The sequence below is a fragment of the uncultured Tateyamaria sp. genome, from assembly GCF_947488715.1.
Lineage (GTDB): Bacteria > Pseudomonadota > Alphaproteobacteria > Rhodobacterales > Rhodobacteraceae > Tateyamaria.
In genome coordinates this window covers 209,221-228,495 of record NZ_CANLAG010000002.1, presented here as the reverse complement: position 1 = coordinate 228,495, position 19,275 = coordinate 209,221, and the positions used below count along the sequence as shown (strand labels likewise).

The following is a 19,275-nucleotide window of genomic DNA, read 5'->3' as shown; positions in this document are numbered from 1 at the left end:
GCGCCAGCAAAAGACCGAACCGTTGACCGACGCGCGCCACAATTCTAGGTTATGTCGTCTGCAACAAGGCTAGACATCGTCCAAACATGACCGATCACAACATCCCCCCGGCCCAAAGCCTGCCCGTCTACCGGGCCGACGCTTTCAAGGTCAGCCAAGGTGCCAATCTGGGCGACGCGCTGTCGGTCGAGGATGATCTGATGCTCGACGATGTCTACATGCTTGGTGCATCCGCGCGCACCGACGCCCTGACACTGCATGCAACAGACGCCGCCCACCTGACAGTTGCCGAAACCAGCCGTCTCGGCACACCGGGTGCGGCCATCCACCTCGATTGCGCGCTCACGCTGATGTCGCCCGACGGCCAGATCACCGATGCAATTGTTCTGGTCGAGGTCGACGCCGACGGTGACATCGCCGAAATATACCTGCTGCCACTGGCCAGCCTTACGCCGCGCACCGGCTATGCCCTCGTGGGCACTGATCGGGACAGCGTCCGCACCAAGTTTGCGCACCTCGCCTGCGCCCGTTTCACCCGTGGCACGCACATCACGCTGGGCTCCGGCGCGCAGACCCCGATCGAAGAGCTGAGCATCGGCGACCGGGTTCTGACCCGCAATGACGGCGTCCAGCACGTCCGCTGGATTGGCCAAAGCACCGTACGCGCAGTGGGCGATTTCGCCCCGATCTGTATCCGCGCGGGGACCCTGAACAATGACCGCGACCTGATCGTGTCGCCGGATCACCGCCTGTTCATCTACCAGCGCAAGGATCGCCTTGGCGCCGGGCGCTCCGAGCTGTTGATCAAGGCGCGTCACCTCGTCAACGGCGACAGCGTGGTGATCCAGGATGGCGGGTTTGTCGACTATTTCGAACTGCTCTTTGACACGCACCAGATCATCTATGCCGAAGGGATTGCAGCCGAATCCATGCTGATCGACACGCGCACCAAACCTGTGGTGCCCGAAGAAGTGTCAGACCGGTTGACTGCGCACACGGACGCAGGCCTGTCCGGCCTCGATGTCACCGAAACCCTTCTCGACCGGCCCGACGCAGCAGAAATCCTGCGCCGGGCCAGTACGCGCTGACGGGTTACGCGCTGTAAAAGAACTCTTCGCGCACGATCTTGCCATCACCGACGGTATAAAGCGCGACTTCTTTCATGTCAGACACTTCGCCCGATTCCTTGTGCTTGGCCGTCATCTCGAACACGACGGCAAACCGATCTTCGCCGTGCGGCATCGGATCGGAAATCTGGCCGCCCATCACCTCGAACGTGGCATCCCACCATGCGTGCTTGCCCCGGATCGCCTCGATCCCTTGCGCCTCGCGGCCCATGCCGTTGTCCAGTGCCTCGACTGACACCGCATCTGCTGCATAAAGCGCATCCAGATTTTCATGTGCGCGGTTCTCGCGGCATCCTGCGACCAATTCCTGTGCGATTTCATTCAGTGTCATGTGAGCCTCCTGTGCTGTGACTGTGATCAACCTAGCTGGCGCTCCTGACAGTTTTTGGCATGAACCTTGCCGCGCGTGTTGGATGGCCCCGCTTGCCCCGTCCCGGCGCCACCGCTATAGGGCTGGCATGTTGGACAATCGCCCCGAACTGCCCCCCGAAATCGCCCGTCGCCGCACCTTTGCGATCATCTCGCACCCGGATGCGGGCAAGACGACGCTAACCGAGAAATTCCTGCTGTTTGGCGGTGCCATTCAGATGGCCGGACAGGTGCGCGCCAAGGGCGAGGCGCGACGCACGCGGTCGGATTTCATGGCGATGGAAAAGGACCGGGGCATTTCCGTCTCCGCCTCGGCCATGTCGTTCGATTTTACCAACAAGACCAACACGTTCCGCTTCAATCTTGTGGACACGCCCGGTCACTCGGACTTTTCCGAGGACACCTATCGCACGCTCACGGCGGTCGATGCGGCGATCATGGTGATCGACGGCGCGAAGGGAGTGGAGAGCCAGACGCAAAAGCTCTTTGAGGTGTGCCGCCTGCGCGACCTGCCGATCCTGACATTCTGTAACAAGATGGACCGCGAAAGCCGCGACGTCTTTGAGATCATTGATGAAATTCAGGAAAACCTGGCCATCGACGTGACCCCGGCCAGCTGGCCCATCGGGGTGGGTCGGGACTTTATCGGCTGCTACGACATCCTACGCGACCGCCTTGAGCTGATGAACCGCGCCGACCGCAACAAGGTCGCCGAAAGCATCGAGATCAATGGGCTGGACGATCCGAAACTGGCCGAACACGTGCCAGAGAGCCAGTTGAACAGACTGCGCGAAGAGCTTGAAATGGCGCGGGAATTGCTGCCGCCACTCGACCCTGAGGCCATGCTGCAAGGCACGCTGACGCCCATCTGGTTCGGCTCTGCCATCAACTCCTTCGGGGTCAAGGAGCTGATGGATGGCATCGCCACCTACGGCCCGCAGCCGCAAATCCAGAGCGCAGAGCCAAGGCAAATTCTTCCAGAAGAATCAAAAGTTTCCGGCTTTGTCTTCAAAGTCCAAGCGAACATGGACCCCAAGCACCGCGACCGCGTGGCCTTTTTGCGGATGGCGTCGGGGCATTTCAAACGCGGTATGAAGCTGACCCATGTGCGGTCCAAAAAACCAATGGCGATCTCGAACCCTGTGATGTTCCTCGCCTCCGACCGCGAGCTGGCGGAAGAAGCCTGGGCCGGCGACATCATCGGCATCCCCAACCACGGCCAGTTGCGCATCGGCGACACGCTGACCGAAGGCGAGGCGCTGCGCGTCACCGGCATCCCGTCCTTTGCGCCCGAACTGCTGCAAGGCGTGCGCGCGGGCGACCCGATGAAGGCCAAGCACCTCGAAAAGGCGCTGATGCAATTCGCCGAGGAAGGCGCCGCCAAGGTGTTCAAACCCTCCATCGGCTCGGGCTTTATTGTGGGCGTCGTGGGTGCCTTGCAATTCGAAGTGCTGGCCAGCCGGATCGAGCTGGAATACGGGCTGCCCGTGCGGTTCGAACAATCGCAATTCACTTCGGCCCGCTGGGTGAGCGGTGACAAGCAAGCCGTTGATAAATTTACCGAAAGCAACAAGCAGCACATCGCGCATGACCACGACGGCGACATCGTTTACCTCACGCGCCTGCAATGGGACATCGACCGTGTCGGCCGCGATTATCCAGACGTGACGCTGACCGCGACCAAGGAAATGATGGTCTGACCGGATGGCCGATCCGCTGATCGTCCCTGTGCCGCAGCCGGTCGAAACCAGACCGGACCATCTACGCTGGGGCATTGTATCGACGGTCAAAGCGCCGCTGCGCAAGGTGGCCGAGTTCATCGCCCATCACCTCGATCTGGGCGCGCACCGCATCCATATCCACCTCGACGTGCCGGACCCGGCTCTCGCCGAACGCCTGGCGCATCCCAAGGTTCGGTTCACCCAATGCGACGACGCCTATTGGCAGGGCAAGCCCAACCGCGCCCGCGAAACACACCAGATGCGTCAGGCCTTCAACGCCACGCGCGTCTACCGGATCATCGCGCTCGACTGGCTGGCCCATATCGACGTGGACGAGTTGCTGTTGCCGCCCGCCCCCATGACCGAGTTGCTGGCCGCCGTCGATCCGCAGGCCAGCCACGTGTCGGTCGATCCGCGCGAGATGCTGGACGACTGGGGGGCAACGCGGCATTTCAAACGCCCTGTGGGCGGGGCCACCAAACGCAGCGTCTACCCCACATTCGGCGAACACGTTCCGGGCGGTTTCATCAGCACGCTCAGCCCCAAAGTGATCGCGCGCCGCGGGCTGGATGACATCCGGTTCGGCATCCACGCCCTGCGTCTGCGCGGCAAGATCGTGCGCAGCGGCACGACCATTCCCGGCCTTGATCTGGGCCACGCCCACGCGCCGGATTTCGAAACATTTCAACGGCATCTGGCCTATCGCCTCACCAAGGGCAGCTACCATGACCGCAGGGGGCACCTGAACCCGCTGGGCCACCTGATCCGCGCGCTGATGGATGACCCGGACCCGGACGCACTGCGCCGGTTCCATGCGGAAATGTGCGGGGCCACGCCGGAACGGCTTGACCTGATGGCCGCCCATGGCATGCTGGTGTCGGCCCGCCTCGACCTTGATGCCAAGGTCGCGCGGTTCCTTGGCAAGCTGGAGCACTGAAACGTGACAACATGGGGCCTGACCGCCACGATCCTGGCACCCACATCCGACATTCTGCGCTTTGCCGCCTATCACCTCGATCAGGGCGCGCGCCGGCTGTACCTCTATCTCGATGCGGACACGCCGGATGCCTATGCCGCGCTCAAGGCCCATCCCAAGGTGCGGGTGCAAACCTGTGACGCGGCGCATTGGAAGCGTCTGATGGGCCGCCGCCCGGACAAGCATCAGGCACGCCAAACCCTGAACGCCACCCACGCATATGCCCGCAAGGCCGAGGTTGATTGGCTGATCCACATAGATGCCGATGAATTTTTAGTGCCCGACAGCAGCGTCACCGCCGCCCTTGAGACTGTCCCGGCCACCACCACATCTGCCCGCATCCGCCCTATGGAACAGCTCGGCGGGGCGCAATCAGCGTTCAAAGCCTTCATCCCCTCGGACGGCAACCGACGCGCCACGGTTTCAGCCCTCTACCCGACCTTTGGCAAGCACCTCAAAGGCGGGTTCGTCAGCCACGTGGCGGGCAAGTTGTTTGTGCGTACGGGCCTCGATGACATCACGGTCAAGATCCACAACGCCTTTCAGGGGGATCAGATGCTGCCAGACGCCGCCGAATTGACAGACCTGTCGCTGGCCCATTGCCACGCCAAAACCTGGGACACATGGCGCGCGGCCTATGGCTACAGGCTCGACAAGGGCTCCTACCGCTCCGAACTCAAACCTGCGACTGGACCGGATAAGGGCGGCATGACCCTGCACGACCTGTTTCGCTGGCTCGAGGCGGAACAGGGCGAAACAGGACTGCGCGCCTTTTACGATGAGGTGATCGGTGACAGCCCGGACATGCGCGCCAGACTGACGTCGCAGGGCCTTTTGCGCTTGGTCGATCTGGATCTGGATGCGTCTTTGATGCGACACTTCCCAGACGCAGCGGTTTGACGCCAACCGGTGCCTTTGTTATGGACGCGCAGCATGTCGGGGCCTCGCGCCTCCACTTGGGCCGTGCGGGCCGACATCACCAGACGCCGCGGGCCAAGTCAGTGTCCGCAACACACGGACATACATGACAAAATTCTCTGATCTGAACCTGAATACCAAGGTGCTCAAAGCCATCGACGAAGCGGGCTATGAAAGCCCCACGCCCATTCAGGCCGGTGCGATTCCCCCTGCCCTCGAAGGGCGCGACGTCTTGGGCATTGCCCAGACCGGGACGGGCAAGACGGCAAGCTTTACCCTGCCCCTCATCACCCAACTCGCCCGTGGCCGCGCACGCGCCCGTATGCCGCGCAGCCTGGTTTTGTGCCCAACCCGCGAACTGGCCGCACAGGTTGCAGAGAATTTCGACACCTATGCCAAGTATGTCAAACTCTCCAAGGCGCTGCTGATCGGCGGTGTCTCGTTCAAGGAACAGGACATCCTGATCGACAAGGGCGTTGACGTTCTGATCGCGACACCGGGTCGCCTGCTCGACCATTTCGAACGCGGCAAGCTGATCCTGAACGACGTCAAGGTCATGGTCGTGGACGAAGCGGACCGGATGCTCGACATGGGGTTCATCCCCGACATCGAACGCATCTTTGGCCTGACACCGTTCACCCGCCAGACGCTATTCTTCTCCGCCACCATGGCGCCCGAGATCGAGCGGATCACAAACACTTTCCTGTCCAACCCTGAACGGATCGAAGTCGCCCGCCAGGCCACTGCATCCGAGACGATCACGCAAGGCGTGGTCATGTTCAAAGGGTCGCGCAAGGACCGCGAGGCTTCGGAAAAACGCAAAGTGCTGCGTGGCCTGATCGACGCTGAAGGCGAAAAGCTGACCAACGCCATCATCTTCTGCAACCGCAAGACAGATGTGGATATCGTCGCCAAGTCCCTGAAAAAGTACAAATATGACGCGGCACCGATCCATGGCGATCTGGACCAGTCCCAGCGGACACGCACCTTGGACGGGTTCCGCAATGGCGAGTTGCGTATACTGGTGGCGTCTGACGTGGCTGCACGCGGCCTCGATGTGCCTTCGGTGAGCCACGTGTTCAATTTCGACGTTCCGGGCCACCCCGAGGACTACGTGCACCGCATCGGCCGCACAGGCCGCGCCGGTCGCGAAGGCAAGGCGATCACCATCTGCGTGCCACGCGACGAAAAGCAATTTGATGCCGTCGAAAAGCTGATCCAGAAAGATATCCCGCGCCTCGACAATCCCGTGGCGAAACCCGCCAAGACGGAAGAGACCGCAGAGAAACCTGCACGCGCACCGCGCACCACAACCAAAAAGACCGAAGCACCTGCTGCGGTCAGCGACGCGCCCGTGGCCGAGGAAACGCCCGCCAAAGCAGCGCCAAGCACCAAATCTTCCAGCCGGTCCTCGTCGTCTTCCAGCCGCAGCCGGTCATCTTCCAGTCGCAGCGACCGTGACAGCAGCAACAAGGTTGTGGGCCTGGGCGATCACACACCCAGCTTCATCGAGCTGAGTTTTGAGCAGCGCCGGGCAAGCTGATATACATCTGATTTGAAACACAAAAGGCGGACCGTCATGGCCCGCCTTTTTTCATGTCCGCCCTTGCGCGGGCTCAGTGCATCCGACTGATCACAACCGTCACTTCGGGTTTCTTGCCGATCTCGTCCTGCCCCGTCTTGCGCACGATCCGGCGCAGGGCTTCGGTCAGCGGATCATCATCGCGCAGCGTCTTGGCATCGGCCCGGCCAAGGAACTGGCTCAGGTCATGCTCCATCACCTCGACCAGTGCTGCCTTGGACCGCCCCGTTTCCGGCAGGCCCATGGTCTCGCACCACGGCTCGCCCAGCGGCTCGTCCTCCTCGTCGAGGATCAGCGTCACCAGCACATGCCCGTTCAGCGCCATGCGGATCCGGTCCCGCACCACACCGTCCAACGCGCCGATCTGCACCGACCCGTCCAGATAGGTGCGCCCGGTCTCGATATACTCGGCTACGCGCGGCGCATTGCCACTGAGGTCGATCATCATGCCATTGACGGCCAGAACGCCGCGACGCCCCTTGCCCTCGGCCAGCTTGACGTGCTCGCGCAGATGACGGTGTTCGCCGTGCATCGGCACCACGATCTGTGGATTCACGATGTCCTGCAACCGCGCCAGATCCGGCCCGTTCGCATGGCCCGACACGTGATACAGGCCGGACGAATCGTCCACAACATCCACGCCCTTTTCGGACAACTGGTTCATGATGCGGATCACACCGCGTTCGTTGCCGGGGATGGTTTTCGAGGAAAACAGGAACAGATCGCCCTCTTTCAGCTCCAACCCCATATACTTGCCATTGGCCAGCTGTGCGGACGCCGCGCGCCGCTCGCCCTGCGACCCCGTCACCAGCAGCATCAGGTTTTCGCGCGGGATATTGCGCGCATCCTCGGGGCTGACGACTGTGGGGAAGTCCTTGAGCACGCCTGTTTCAATCGACGCCTCGATCATGCGCCGCATCGCGCGCCCCAACAGGACGATCGACCGCCCCGCACGCGCGCCCGCCTCGGCCAGCGTTTTGACCCGCGCCACGTTGGACGCAAAGGTCGTGGCGACCACGATGCCCTCAGTATGCCCGCGCACTAGCTTTTCGATCTCCGGCCCCACGGTTTCCTCGGACCGGCCGGGGTTGGGGGAAAAGATGTTGGTGCTGTCGCAGACAAAGGCCTTAACCCCGTCCTTGCTCACCTCGGCCCAGAGGTCGGGATCAAACGGCTCGCCCACCACCGGTGTCTCGTCCAGTTTGAAATCGCCGGAATGGATCACGCGGCCGTCGGGGCTGTCGATGATCAGCGCCGCACTTTCAGGGATGGAATGCGACATCGGCAGGAAACCCACCTGAAACGGCCCCGCCTGCACCTGATCCGGCCAGCCCGAAACGATCTGCACCGCCTCTTCGTCGTGGCCATGTTCGCCCATCTTGCGACGCGCGATATTGCCGGTGAAGGGGCGCGCATAGATCGGCACACGCAGCTGTTCATAGGTGTGGGCCACGGCGCCTACGTGGTCTTCGTGGGCGTGGGTGATGAAAATCCCCTCGATCCGGTCGCGGCGTTCCGCCAGCCACGCGATGTCCGGCAGGATCAGGTCCACACCGGGGCTGCCATCCATATCGGGAAAGGTCACGCCAAGGTCGACCACGATCAGGCGTTCCTGACCGGGTTTGCCATAGCCATAGACATAGGCATTCATGCCAATTTCACCCGCCCCCCCGAGGGGCAGGTAGATCAATCGTTCACTGCTCATGAGTTCAGTTATTTTCCTTGTTATAGCGATGGATGACCGTCAGGCCATGCATCGTCAAATCATCCTGGAATGCGTCAAAGAGGGTCTCGGTCTGTTGAAACAGCGGGGCCAGGCCCCCGGTCGAGATCACGCGCATGTCACGGGCGCGCTCCGCTTTAATTCGGGCACATATCTCACGCACCAGTCCGACGTAACCCCAAAAGACGCCGGATTGCATGCAGGCCACGGTATTGGTGCCGATCACGGACTGCGGTTTGGTGATATCGACATGCGGCAGGGCCGCGGCGGCATTGTGCAGCGCCTCAAGGCTGAGGTTCACGCCGGGCGCAATCACCCCGCCAATATAGGCGCCGTCGCTGTCCACCACGTCAAAGGTCGTAGCCGTGCCGAAATCCACCATGATCAGGTCACCACCATAAAGGTCATAGCCTGCCACCGTGTTGACCAGTCGGTCCGGCCCCACTTGGGTGCCTTCGTCCACGCGCACGCCCACAGGCAACAGGCAGTCGGGCTTGCCCACCACGATGGGCCGCGTGTTGAAATAGCGATCCGCCAGAACCCGCAGGTTGAACACCACGCGCGGCACGGTGGACGAGATGATCATGTCCGTGATTTCGACATCGATGTTCTGGAATTTCATCAACGTGGACAGCCAGACGTAATACTGATCTGCCGTGCGCTGCCACTCGGTCGAGGTGCGCCAGGTGCCGATGAACTCCTCACCGTCCCAGATGGAAAACACGGTGTTGGTGTTGCCGCAGTCAATCGCCAAGAGCATCGCGCGCTCCCCTCTGTCAGAAATAGACGTCGCCCGCCGGGATGGTGACCCGGCCCTTGGCGGTCTCTAGAACAAGTTGGCCGTCGCCGTCCACATCCGTGAATGTGCCCTGATGGGTGTCGCGGGTGGTGCGGGCGGTGATCGCCTCGCCCAGACGCGCGGCACGGGCCAGCCACGCGGTGCGGATCGGGGCAAAGCCAAAGGTGCGGAATTGATCCTCGTGCCGGGCATAGGCCTGCGCCAGCAGATCTAGGAATGGCTCTGGTTCAACCCGCGTGCCCAGTTCCCCGGCCAAAGCCACGGGGGCAAGCGCGCCCGGCTCAACCGCATCCACGCCGGGGGCTGCGGCAAGGTTCACACCGACACCGATGGCAAGATGGGTGATCTGCGCACCGCTGCCGATGGTTTCCAGCAGGATGCCCGCCAATTTGCCCCCGCGCAGCAGCACGTCATTGGGCCATTTCAGCGCAAATGCGTCCGCGCGCCCCGTCGCCGCCACGCAGGCATCGAACAGGGCCAGTGACATCACAAAGGACCGCAACGCCGCCTGCCCCGGTGCCTCGCTCAGCGGCAGCACCAGCGTGGCCGCGAAATTGCCCGGCGGCATCGCCCACGCCCGCCCGCGCCGTCCGCGGGCTGCCGTCTGTTCGTGGGCCAGGATCCAAGTGGGCGCGGCCATGGAAGGTGCAATGCGCGCGGCCTCGGTCAGGGTCGAATCGACCCGTACCAGCACGTGCCGACCATAGCCTTCGGGCCATCCGGTCACGACAACGGTTCCGTCACGCGGCCCTAGTTGACCAGCGCTGCCGCCGCTGCGGCTGCGGCCCCTTCGACACCCAGCATGTTGATGATGCCCACCACCATGATCAGCGCCGAGGCCATCAGCATCACATAAAGAACCGGAGACCGGCCGCCATTCAGGCGTTCCTCATCCGCGTCGCCGAAATACATGAAGAAAACGATGCGCAGATAGTAGTAGGCCCCTATCACCGACGCGATCACGCCCGCCACGGCCAGCCACGCCAGACCACCCTCATAGGCGGCGCGCAGCACATAGAGCTTGCCAAAGAACCCCAGCATCGGCGGCACACCCGCCAAGCTGAACAGCAGCACCAGCATCGCCAGCGCCTTGCCCGGCTCGCGCTTGGCATACATGTTCAGCGACGCGATATCGACAACCGGCTGGCCGTCTTTCTCCATCATCAGGATAAAGGCAAAGGTGCCGATGTTCATGGTCACATAGATCGCCATGTAAACCAGCATCGCCTGCACACCCAGAACGGTACCGGCGGCCAGCCCCATCAGCGCATAGCCCATATGGGCGATGGACGAGAACGCCATCAGACGCTTGATGTTGGTCTGTCCGATCGCGGCAAAGGCGCCAAGGAACATCGACAGCACCGACAGCATCGCCATGATCTGCTGCCAATCGGCAACCGCGCCGCCAAAGGCATCGTGCATTACCCGCGCAAACAACGCCATGGCCGCAATCTTGGGGGCCGTGGCAAAAAACGCAGTGACGGGTGTGGGCGAGCCTTCGTAGACGTCGGGCGTCCACATGTGGAATGGCACCGCCGACACCTTGAACGCAAAACCCGCCATCAGGAACACCAGGCCAAAGAGCAGACCCAGCGACACGCCCTCTTCGGCGACCTGCACGATGCCGGAAAACAGCGTGGTCCCGGCATAACCATAGACCAGCGACGCCCCATAAAGCAGCAGACCGGAGGACAAAGCGCCCAGCACGAAATACTTCAGCCCCGCCTCTGTCGATTTCACCGACTCCCGGCGCAGCGACGCCACGACATAAAGCGCCAGCGATTGCAGCTCGAGGCCCATATACAGCGCCATCAGATCGCCCGCCGACACCATCATCATCATGCCGACCACGGCCAGCACCACCAGCATCGGATACTCGAACCGCAAGAGGCCCCGGCTGGTCATGTATCCTTCGCTCATCAGCAGCACCGCGGCAGCCGACAGCAGGATCGTCACCTTGGCAAAGCGCGCAAACGCGTCCTCGACGAACATGCCGTTAAAGGCGACATTCGTGCCCTCTCCGGTGAACCCGATCCACGCGCCCACGGCGATGAACACCGCCGCCGTCGCCCACAGCAGGGCCGAGGCCATGCCGTCCTTGGTGGTATAGACCGCAACCACAAGACCCAGCATGGCAAACACAGCCAGCAGGATTTCGGGCAGGATGATGGTCAGATCAGCAGACATGAGTACAGTCCTCAAGAAACAGAGTGGTCGGACATTGATACATGTCCTTAGTTCCCGGCAAACTGGGTTGCGGCCTCTGCCGCGGCCAGCGCCGTGTCGTATTGGGTCACAAGGGCAGCCACCGAAGGCCCGATGATGTCGAGGATCAGCGCAGGATAGACACCCAGCAAGATCGTCATCACCACCAGCGGCGCAAAGATCGCGCGTTCGCGGCGGCTCATGTCCGTGATGGATTTCAGGCTTTCCTTGATCAGATCACCCATCACCACCCGGCGATAGAGCCACAGCGCATAGGCCGCAGAGAAGATAACACCGGACGTTGCCACCAGCGCGACCCAGGTGTTGACCTGGAACACCGCCATCAGCGTCAGGAATTCACCCACAAACCCGGAGGTACCCGGCAGGCCCACATTGGCCATCGTGAACAGCATGAACACCAGCGCATAGGCCGGCATCCGGTTCACCAGACCGCCATAGGCGTCGATGTCGCGGGTGTGCATCCGGTCATAAATCACGCCAACACACAGGAACAGCGCGCCAGAGATAAAGCCGTGGCTCAGCATCTGGAAGATCGCGCCGTCAATGCCCTGCTGGTTCGCAGCAAAAATACCCATGGTCACGAAACCCATGTGCGCGACGGACGAATAAGCGATCAGCTTTTTCATGTCTTCCTGCACCAGGGCCACCAACGACGTATAGACAATCGCAATCGCCGACATCCACAGGACCAGCGGCGCCATCACGTCCGACCCCACCGGGAACATGCCGATGGAGAACCTGATGAACCCATAGCCGCCCAGCTTCAGCAGGATCGCGGCCAGAACAACGGACCCCGCCGTGGGCGCCTGCACGTGCGCATCCGGCAGCCAGGTGTGCACCGGCCACATCGGCATCTTGACGGCAAAGCTGGCAAAGAAGGCAAGGAACAGCAGCGTCTGCATGCCGCCCACCACCTGCATCCCCAGCAGGCTGAACGCCTCGGTGCCAAACTGGTGGTTCAGCAGTGCCTCGATATCCGTGGTGCCCGCATCGGCATACATGCCCACCATCGCCACCAGCATCAGGACCGACCCGAGGAAGGTATAGAGGAAGAACTTGAAGCTCGCATAGATGCGGTTCGCCCCGCCCCAAATGCCGATGATCAGGAACATCGGGATCAGACCGGCCTCGAAGAACAGGTAGAACAGCACCAGATCCAGCGCCATGAACACGCCCAGCATGAGCGTCTCCAACAGGAGGAAGGCGATCATGTATTCCTTGACCCTGTCCGTGACCGACCAGGACGCGGCAATGACCAGTGGCATGATGAACGTCGTCAGCATCACAAACAGGACAGAGATGCCATCGACCCCCATCTTGTAGGTCAGGCCCATGATCCACTCGCCTTCCTCGACGAACTGGAACCCGGTGTCGTTGGGATCAAATTCGAACAGGATGAACAACGACGCAATGAACGTGATGCCCGTGGTGGCCAGCGCCACCCATTTGGCATTGCGCTGTGCCGCCTCGTCTTCACCGCGCAGGAACACGGCCAGGATCAGCGCCGCCAAGGCGGGCATGAAGATGACGATGGAAAGAAGGTTGTCCATCAGTTCGCTCCTCCGCTGAGCGTCATCCAAGTGACAAGGACTGCGATCCCGATCACCATGGCGAAGGCATAGGTAAAGATATAGCCGGACTGCGCACGGCCAGCGAGGCGGGTGATAAAGGGCACGATGCCCATCGACACGCCGTTGATTGTGCCGTCGATCACATCGCCATCACCGCGTTTCCACAGCTGTTTGCCGATCCACATCGCAGGCACGATGAACACGTAGTGATAGAGTTCGTCAAAGTACCACTTGTTCTTGAGGAACAGGTACAGCGGGCGCTGGTTCTCGGCCAGACGACCGGGCAGCGATGGGTTCTTGATGTAGAACCAGAAGGCCACCAGGAACCCGACCAGCATCGCAACGAACGGCGACAGCTTGACCCATGTGGGCACATAGTGCGCCTCGTGCAGCACGGTGTTTTCGGGGGCCATGTAGATGCCCGCTTCACCCGGCGCGCTCTCCATCACGTATTTCAGCTCGGAGGCTTTCGGGCTGCGTTCGGCCACGGCCTTTTTGATCTCTTCCGCAGGGGCCGTGTACTCGCCGCCAAAGAATTTGACCACCTCGTTCGGCTTGCCAAAGAAAGACCCATACCAGATCGCACCTGCGAACATCGCGCCAAGGCTCAGCACACCCAGCGGGATCAACATGACCATCGGGCTTTCATGCGCATGATCATGGGTGTGCTTGTCGCCCCGCGCCTCGCCGTAGAAGGTCAGGAACATCAGGCGCCACGAATAGAACGACGTGAACAGCGCCGCGATCACCAGCAGCCAGAAGGCAAAGGTCGACCCGACATAGGCGCTTTCGATCACCGCATCCTTGGACGCAAACCCGGCAAAGCCGATCCAGCCCGTCAGCGGGATACCGACACCGGTGATGGCCAGCGTGCCGATCATCATGGCCCAGAACGTATAGGGGATCTTTTTGCGCAGACCGCCATAGTTGGTCATGTCCTGCTCGTGGTGCATCGCATGGATCACCGACCCGGCACCAAGGAACAGCATCGCCTTGAAAAACGCGTGCGTGAACAGGTGGAACATCGCCACCGAATAGACGCCGACACCGGCGGCCACGAACATGTAACCCAGCTGCGAACAGGTCGAATAGGCGATCACGCGCTTGATGTCCGTCTGCACCAGACCCACGGTTGCGGCAAAGAACGCGGTCAGCGCGCCCAGCACTGTGACAAAGGCCATCGCCTCGGGCGCGAACTCCATCAGCGGCGACATGCGGCACACAAGGAACACGCCCGCCGTCACCATGGTCGCCGCGTGGATCAGCGCCGACACAGGCGTCGGCCCCTCCATCGCGTCCGGCAACCACGTGTGCAGGAACAGCTGCGCCGACTTGCCCATCGCACCGATGAACAGCAGGAACGCAATCAGGTTCGCCGCATTCCAGTCCGTCCACAGGAAGGTCAGCTGCGTCTGCGCAATCTCGGGCGCTGCCGCAAACACATCGTCGAAATTGATGCTGTCGGTCAGGAAGAACAGGCCAAAGATCCCCAGCGCAAAGCCGAAATCCCCCACCCTGTTCACCACAAACGCCTTGATCGCGGCGGCATTGGCCGACGGCTTGCGATAGTAGAACCCGATCAGCAGGTAGGACGCGACACCCACACCTTCCCAGCCAAAGAACATCTGCACAAGGTTGTCCGCTGTCACCAGCATCAACATCGCAAAGGTAAAGAACGACAGGTACGCAAAGAAGCGCGGCTTATAGCTTTCGCCCTCACGCCACTGCGGGTCATCGGCCATGTAGCCAAAGGAATAAAGGTGCACGAGGCTCGACACGGTGGTGATTACGATCAGCATGATCGCGGTCAGCCGGTCCAGCCGGATCGCCCAATCGGTGCTCAGAGAGCCGCTCTCGATCCAGCGCAGGATCTGGATCTGTTCGGTCGTGCCGTCAAAGGTCAGGAACACAACCCAGGACAGGATCGCCGACAGGAACAGCAGACCCGTGGCAATCCACATGGCCGCTGTCTCGCCAAAGATGCGCCAGCCAAAGCCACACAGCAGCGCGCCAACCAGCGGGGCAAAGAGGATGATGGTTTCCATTATTTCTGATCCTCTTCGATCAACTTGTCTTTAAGAGCTGGCGGAACAAACGCTTGCTGCAACGTCTTCGGGTCACACAGACAACCATTTGGTCGATAACCTTGTATGCTCGATGCAAACCCGTTTTCGTCCAACAGTTTGTCCAATGTTTTAAACGAAACGGTGTCTTCGCTTGCGGCTGCATCTATCAGTATGGACTCTGCGCTCACACGTGAATTGGGGCGGTCTGCATTAGAAATCCAAATCGCGGGACGATCGGAAGAGCACGCCACAAACACCAGTTTGGTTCTCTGACCCAACCCCGATGTGTACCCAAACACCTGATCATCAGCCACGCGTGTCACAACATCATAGACACGCCCATCTTCCTCGACGCAAAACGATGTATCCGGCACCGACGCAAGGGCCTGGGACGCAACGAGGAACGCGAGAATACTTGCTGTATACCTTTTCACAGCCTCAGCCCTTCATCACGTTGACGTCTTCGACGGCGATGGTGCCGCGGTTGCGGAAGAAACAGACCAGAATGGCCAGACCAATCGCAGCCTCGGCGGCGGCGACCGTCAGGACAAACAGCGTGAACACCTGCCCCACGAGGTCATCCAGAAAGCTGGAGAATGCGACAAGGTTGATGTTCACCGCCAGCAGCATCAACTCGATGCTCATCAACAGGATGATGATGTTCTTGCGGTTGAGAAACAGCCCGAAGATGCCAATGACGAACAGCGTCGCCGCCACTGTCAGGTAATGTTCAAGTCCTATCATGTCGTCCCTCCGGGGCTGTCCCCGCTTGTCGTCTGATGCCGGTTAACCCAGCATGAATTCTGTCTTGTCGCCCCGCGCCTCGGGGTAGAGTGCGGCGCAGGCACAGGGCTCCGCATCCAGCGTGATGATGTCGATATCCCGCGCGATACCGTCCAGATCGGCGGCCATGCGGTCAAAGGTGGCAAAGGCGCGCGCGCCGCTTTCGTGGCGCTTGATCACGGCCAGTGCCTTGTCGGTGCGGTCAAACGGCAGGCGCGTGCCCATGTTGTCCTCGGCTGCGCGAAAGGTCAGCGCCGTGCCGGGGCCACAATCCACAACCGTGAACGAAGTCGCAGTACCCTCCTGGCTCCACCAGTCGCGCCACATCACACGGCCCTCACCCAGATCCACATGATCCGCCTCTCCCCCATGGGAGATATGCGTGGTCCGGTCGCAATCGATCAGGGTCAGCGCAATGGCCTGCCCTCCGATCAGCGCGACGACCGCCGCCAGATATGCGCACCGTGTGATCAAGACTTACAGCCCCTGCCCCGGTTTGACGTCCTTCAACTCCATCGCTTTGGCCGGATCGCGGTACATCTGTGCCAGCACATCCTGGCGCTTGACGTCGACGCGGTGGCGCAGGGTCAGGACAATCGCCCCCACCATCGCAACCAGTAGGATCAGACCCGCCAGCTGGAACAGCAGGAAATACTGGTCATAGAGGATCAGGCCGAGGGCTTCGGTGTTGTGACGGTCAACCGGGGTGACCTGCGCCCGCAGCCCTTCGGCGGCGGCATTGCTTTCCCAGGCGCCAAAGGCCAGCACGAATTGCATCAGAATCACCAAACCGATCAGCAACGCCAGCGGCATATACCGGGCCATCTCGGCCTTCAGCTCGGCAAAATCGACGTCCAGCATCATCACCACGAACAAGAACAGCACCGCGACCGCGCCCACATAGACAATGATCAGCAGCATCGCGACAAATTCCGCACCCAGCAGGACGAACAGGCCCGCCGAACTGAGGAACGCGAGGATCAGCCACAGGACCGAGTGCACCGGGTTGCGGCTGATCACCGTGAACAGGCCACCGGTGATCACTGCAATCGCAAAGAGATAAAAGGCAAATACAGTCATGTCTTGTCCTTGTCGTCGTCCATCACCTCTTGGGCCAGTTCCATGGCCCGGGTCATGGCGGGCACACCGGCGAACATCGCCATCATGCCCAATGTCTCGGAAATCTGTTGATCGGTGGCACCAGCCTCGCGGGCGTGGCGCACGGTCTGGCGCACGGCGCTGTCGGCCTGCGCGCCCTGCATTGTCAGCCCGGCAAGGGTGATCAGAAGCCGCGTCTTGGCATCCAGCCCGTTTTCGTTCAGCGCATTGCCGAACCACGTCTCCATCACCTCTTTGGGCATGGTCGGCCACAGGGCCTCCATCGCCTTGGCGTCAAAGCCCTTGGCCGGGTCAAAGGCGCCCATCTGCGGCATGGCCTTTGCCATTTCCTGCATCTGCGCCATCAGCGCGGCAAAAGGGTTCGGCGCGTCAGTCATCTTCGGCCTCGAACACTTCGATTGCGGCGTTCATGCCGTTGATCATGGCCGGAAACCCACCATAGAGCGTCATCTGGTAGATGATCTCGCAGATTTCTTCGCGGCTCGCGCCCACAGCGCGGGCACTGGCGATGTTGACCTTGAGCTGCGGACGCGTCTGGCCGCCCTGCGCGGTCAGCGCGGCAACCGTGGCCAGCAGCCGGGTCTTTTCGTCAACCACACCGCGGGAATAGAACGTGCCATAAGGCACCTCGACCACCATGCGCGACAGACCAGGCACCAGCGCGTCATAGCGGGCAGCCAGGGCCTCCTCCATGCCAGGGTTTACCTGCTCCGACAGCTCTTTGCCGCGCGCATATGTGGGTTCATCAAGGCTCATCTGTAAGGCGCATCCAGTTCGAGGTTGCGCGCGATCTCCGCCTCCCAGCGCTCGCCATTGGCCAAGAGCTTGTCCTTGTCATAGTACAGCTCTTCACGCGTCTCGGTGCTGAATTCGAAATTCGGACCCTCGACAATGGCGTCCACCGGGCATGCCTCCTGGCAGAACCCGCAATAGATGCACTTGGTCATGTCGATATCGTACCGCGTGGTGCGGCGGCTGCCGTCCTCGCGGGGTTCGGCATCGATGGTGATCGCCTGCGCTGGGCACACGGCCTCACACAGCTTGCACGCAATGCAGCGTTCCTCGCCATTCGGATAGCGGCGCAGCGCGTGTTCGCCACGGAACCGGGGCGACAACGGCCCTTTTTCATGCGGATAGTTCACCGTCGCCTTGGGGCGGAAAAAGTGCTTCAGCCCCAGTTTGAAACCCACATAGAAATCCTGCAACAGGAAGTACTTCGCGGCGCGTCCATAGTCGATCTGCGTCATGGATTATCCTCCCATCGGCCAGCGGGCATAGACGCCCCAGAACCATTCGAACTTGGCCGCAAAGGCCACGAACACCACCCAGAAAAGCGAGAACGGCAGGAACACTTTCCACCCAATCCGCATCAGCTGGTCATAGCGGTAGCGGGGCGTGATCGCCTTCACCATCGAGAAGATGAAGAAGACGAACAGCATCTTGGCCACCATCCACAGCACCCCATCGGGCAGGAACGGCACAGGCGACAACCAGCCCCCAAAGAACAAGAGCGACACCAGCGCGCACATCAGCACCACAGCCACCAGTTCACCGATCATGAACAGCAGGAAGGGCGTGGACGAGTATTCCACCTGATAGCCAGCCACCAGCTCGGATTCGGCCTCGGGCAAGTCAAAGGGCGGGCGGTTCGTCTCGGCCAGGGCCGAAATCAGGAACAGGAACAACATCGGGAAGTGCGGCAACCAATACCAGCTGAACAGACCCCAATCGCCATCCTGCGCGGTCACGATCCCGCTGAAATTCATCGATCCCGTCGAAATAATCACCCCGATGATGATCAGACCGATGCTGACCTCATAGGAAATCATCTGCGCCGCAGACCGCAGCGAGCCAAGGAACGGGTATTTCGAGTTCGACGCCCAGCCGCCCATGATCACGCCATAAACCTCAAGCGAGGAGACCGCGAACACATAGAGAATGGCCACGTTGATGTCCGACAACACCCAGCCGTCATTGAACGGGATCACCGCCCAGGCAATCAGCGCCATGACCAGGCTGACCATCGGCGCCATAAAGAACACCGCCTTGTCCGCACCCGCAGGCACCACGACTTCCTTGACGATATACTTGCCGAAATCCGCGAAGCTTTGCAGCAGGCCGTAGAAACCAACCACGTTGGGACCACGGCGCATCTGCACGGCGGCCCAGATCTTGCGGTCCGCATACATCAGGAATGCCAGCGCCACCAAAAGCGGCACAACCACCAGCAGGACCTGACCCACGATCAGCAATCCAATGCCCAACGGGCTATTTGTGAAAAAGTCAGCCATCAGT

19 protein-coding genes are annotated in these 19,275 nt (G+C 61.1%); 5 read left to right on the top strand and 14 right to left on the bottom strand.

The window, feature by feature from the left end; all coding sequences use genetic code 11:
• The first annotated feature begins 86 nt into the window (after window positions 1–86).
• Entirely contained in the window at window positions 87–1,088 is a 1,002-nt protein-coding gene (locus tag Q0936_RS05405) for a Hint domain-containing protein (RefSeq protein ID WP_299296694.1), read from the top strand.
• A 4-nt stretch (window positions 1,089–1,092) separates the two neighbouring features.
• Here the strand turns inward: Q0936_RS05405 and Q0936_RS05400 are convergent, their stop codons facing one another.
• On the bottom strand, window positions 1,093–1,458 hold the full coding sequence (locus Q0936_RS05400) for a nuclear transport factor 2 family protein (protein WP_299140620.1): 366 nt from the start codon (window positions 1,456–1,458) through the stop codon (window positions 1,093–1,095).
• 127 nt (window positions 1,459–1,585) lie between these two features.
• Between Q0936_RS05400 and Q0936_RS05395 the strand changes: the two genes are divergently transcribed.
• The 4 genes from Q0936_RS05395 to Q0936_RS05380 all read left to right on the top strand — a co-directional run bounded on the left by Q0936_RS05395 (window position 1,586) and on the right by Q0936_RS05380 (window position 6,654).
• Window positions 1,586–3,196, top strand: coding sequence for a peptide chain release factor 3 (locus Q0936_RS05395; protein WP_299296692.1), 1,611 nt, complete (start codon window positions 1,586–1,588; stop codon window positions 3,194–3,196).
• Between the two features lie 4 nt (window positions 3,197–3,200).
• On the top strand, window positions 3,201–4,154 hold the full coding sequence (locus tag Q0936_RS05390; RefSeq protein WP_299296690.1) for a glycosyltransferase family 2 protein: 954 nt from the start codon (window positions 3,201–3,203) through the stop codon (window positions 4,152–4,154).
• A 3-nt stretch (window positions 4,155–4,157) separates the two neighbouring features.
• Window positions 4,158–5,093 (top strand): glycosyltransferase family 2 protein, encoded by a 936-nt coding sequence (locus tag Q0936_RS05385; protein WP_299296687.1) that lies wholly within the window; start codon window positions 4,158–4,160, stop codon window positions 5,091–5,093.
• A gap of 124 nt (window positions 5,094–5,217) precedes the next feature.
• A complete protein-coding gene (locus Q0936_RS05380; protein ID WP_299296685.1) occupies window positions 5,218–6,654 on the top strand; it encodes a DEAD/DEAH box helicase in 1,437 nt (478 codons plus the stop codon).
• 73 nt (window positions 6,655–6,727) lie between these two features.
• Here Q0936_RS05380 and Q0936_RS05375 read toward each other — a convergent pair whose 3' ends face one another.
• The 13 genes from Q0936_RS05375 to nuoH form a co-directional block, all read right to left on the bottom strand.
• Window positions 6,728–8,398: a ribonuclease J gene (locus Q0936_RS05375; RefSeq protein WP_299296682.1), complete on the bottom strand. Its 1,671-nt coding sequence runs from the start codon at window positions 8,396–8,398 to the stop codon at window positions 6,728–6,730.
• A 4-nt stretch (window positions 8,399–8,402) separates the two neighbouring features.
• Complete coding sequence (locus Q0936_RS05370; protein ID WP_299296680.1) at window positions 8,403–9,176, bottom strand: type III pantothenate kinase; 774 nt, start codon at window positions 9,174–9,176, stop codon at window positions 8,403–8,405.
• A gap of 16 nt (window positions 9,177–9,192) precedes the next feature.
• Window positions 9,193–9,942 carry a biotin--[acetyl-CoA-carboxylase] ligase gene (locus tag Q0936_RS05365; RefSeq protein ID WP_299296678.1) on the bottom strand — a complete coding sequence of 250 codons (750 nt, stop codon included), beginning with the start codon at window positions 9,940–9,942 and terminating at the stop codon, window positions 9,193–9,195.
• Window positions 9,943–9,965: 23 nt separating this feature from the next.
• Window positions 9,966–11,402 carry an NADH-quinone oxidoreductase subunit NuoN gene (nuoN, locus tag Q0936_RS05360; protein ID WP_299296675.1) on the bottom strand — a complete coding sequence of 479 codons (1,437 nt, stop codon included), beginning with the start codon at window positions 11,400–11,402 and terminating at the stop codon, window positions 9,966–9,968.
• Window positions 11,403–11,449: 47 nt separating this feature from the next.
• Window positions 11,450–12,991, bottom strand: a complete 1,542-nt coding sequence (locus Q0936_RS05355; RefSeq protein ID WP_299296673.1) for an NADH-quinone oxidoreductase subunit M — start codon at window positions 12,989–12,991, stop codon at window positions 11,450–11,452.
• Window positions 12,991–15,057, bottom strand: coding sequence for an NADH-quinone oxidoreductase subunit L (gene nuoL / locus Q0936_RS05350; RefSeq protein ID WP_299296671.1), 2,067 nt, complete (start codon window positions 15,055–15,057; stop codon window positions 12,991–12,993). The genes Q0936_RS05355 and nuoL overlap by 1 nt, the downstream gene beginning before the upstream one ends.
• A gap of 459 nt (window positions 15,058–15,516) precedes the next feature.
• Window positions 15,517–15,822, bottom strand: coding sequence for an NADH-quinone oxidoreductase subunit NuoK (nuoK, locus tag Q0936_RS05345; RefSeq protein WP_011569388.1), 306 nt, complete (start codon window positions 15,820–15,822; stop codon window positions 15,517–15,519).
• Window positions 15,823–15,864: 42 nt separating this feature from the next.
• Window positions 15,865–16,335, bottom strand: coding sequence for a hypothetical protein (locus Q0936_RS05340; protein ID WP_299296668.1), 471 nt, complete (start codon window positions 16,333–16,335; stop codon window positions 15,865–15,867).
• Window positions 16,336–16,338: 3 nt separating this feature from the next.
• Window positions 16,339–16,941, bottom strand: coding sequence for an NADH-quinone oxidoreductase subunit J (locus Q0936_RS05335; RefSeq protein WP_299296667.1), 603 nt, complete (start codon window positions 16,939–16,941; stop codon window positions 16,339–16,341).
• Complete coding sequence (locus Q0936_RS05330; RefSeq protein ID WP_299140583.1) at window positions 16,938–17,357, bottom strand: carboxymuconolactone decarboxylase family protein; 420 nt, start codon at window positions 17,355–17,357, stop codon at window positions 16,938–16,940. The genes Q0936_RS05335 and Q0936_RS05330 overlap by 4 nt, the downstream gene beginning before the upstream one ends.
• Entirely contained in the window at window positions 17,350–17,736 is a 387-nt protein-coding gene (locus Q0936_RS05325; protein WP_299296666.1) for a carboxymuconolactone decarboxylase family protein, read from the bottom strand. The genes Q0936_RS05330 and Q0936_RS05325 overlap by 8 nt, the downstream gene beginning before the upstream one ends.
• Window positions 17,733–18,227 carry an NADH-quinone oxidoreductase subunit NuoI gene (gene nuoI, locus Q0936_RS05320; protein WP_299140578.1) on the bottom strand — a complete coding sequence of 165 codons (495 nt, stop codon included), beginning with the start codon at window positions 18,225–18,227 and terminating at the stop codon, window positions 17,733–17,735. The genes Q0936_RS05325 and nuoI overlap by 4 nt, the downstream gene beginning before the upstream one ends.
• A gap of 3 nt (window positions 18,228–18,230) precedes the next feature.
• Window positions 18,231–19,271 carry an NADH-quinone oxidoreductase subunit NuoH gene (gene nuoH / locus Q0936_RS05315; RefSeq protein WP_299140575.1) on the bottom strand — a complete coding sequence of 347 codons (1,041 nt, stop codon included), beginning with the start codon at window positions 19,269–19,271 and terminating at the stop codon, window positions 18,231–18,233.
• Window positions 19,272–19,275: the final 4 nt, after the last annotated feature.

Bases quoted from the DNA above. Each gene is read 5' to 3' on its own strand.
- Q0936_RS05355 (WP_299296673.1), bottom strand. From the start codon at position 12,991: ATGGACAACCTTCTTTCCATCGTCATCTTCATGCCCGCCTTGGCGGCG.
- Q0936_RS05330 (WP_299140583.1), bottom strand. From the start codon at position 17,357: ATGACTGACGCGCCGAACCCTTTTGCCGCGCTGATGGCGCAGATGCAG.
- nuoN (WP_299296675.1), bottom strand. From the start codon at position 11,402: ATGTCTGCTGATCTGACCATCATCCTGCCCGAAATCCTGCTGGCTGTG.
- nuoH (WP_299140575.1), bottom strand. From the start codon at position 19,271: ATGGCTGACTTTTTCACAAATAGCCCGTTGGGCATTGGATTGCTGATC.
- Q0936_RS05395 (WP_299296692.1), top strand. From the start codon at position 1,586: ATGTTGGACAATCGCCCCGAACTGCCCCCCGAAATCGCCCGTCGCCGC.
- nuoL (WP_299296671.1), bottom strand. From the start codon at position 15,057: ATGGAAACCATCATCCTCTTTGCCCCGCTGGTTGGCGCGCTGCTGTGT.
- Q0936_RS05380 (WP_299296685.1), top strand. From the start codon at position 5,218: ATGACAAAATTCTCTGATCTGAACCTGAATACCAAGGTGCTCAAAGCC.
- Q0936_RS05325 (WP_299296666.1), bottom strand. From the start codon at position 17,736: ATGAGCCTTGATGAACCCACATATGCGCGCGGCAAAGAGCTGTCGGAG.
- Q0936_RS05405 (WP_299296694.1), top strand. From the start codon at position 87: ATGACCGATCACAACATCCCCCCGGCCCAAAGCCTGCCCGTCTACCGG.
- Q0936_RS05375 (WP_299296682.1), bottom strand. From the start codon at position 8,398: ATGAGCAGTGAACGATTGATCTACCTGCCCCTCGGGGGGGCGGGTGAA.
- Q0936_RS05390 (WP_299296690.1), top strand. From the start codon at position 3,201: ATGGCCGATCCGCTGATCGTCCCTGTGCCGCAGCCGGTCGAAACCAGA.
- Q0936_RS05335 (WP_299296667.1), bottom strand. From the start codon at position 16,941: ATGACTGTATTTGCCTTTTATCTCTTTGCGATTGCAGTGATCACCGGT.
- nuoK (WP_011569388.1), bottom strand. From the start codon at position 15,822: ATGATAGGACTTGAACATTACCTGACAGTGGCGGCGACGCTGTTCGTC.
- Q0936_RS05400 (WP_299140620.1), bottom strand. From the start codon at position 1,458: ATGACACTGAATGAAATCGCACAGGAATTGGTCGCAGGATGCCGCGAG.
- Q0936_RS05370 (WP_299296680.1), bottom strand. From the start codon at position 9,176: ATGCTCTTGGCGATTGACTGCGGCAACACCAACACCGTGTTTTCCATC.
- nuoI (WP_299140578.1), bottom strand. From the start codon at position 18,227: ATGACGCAGATCGACTATGGACGCGCCGCGAAGTACTTCCTGTTGCAG.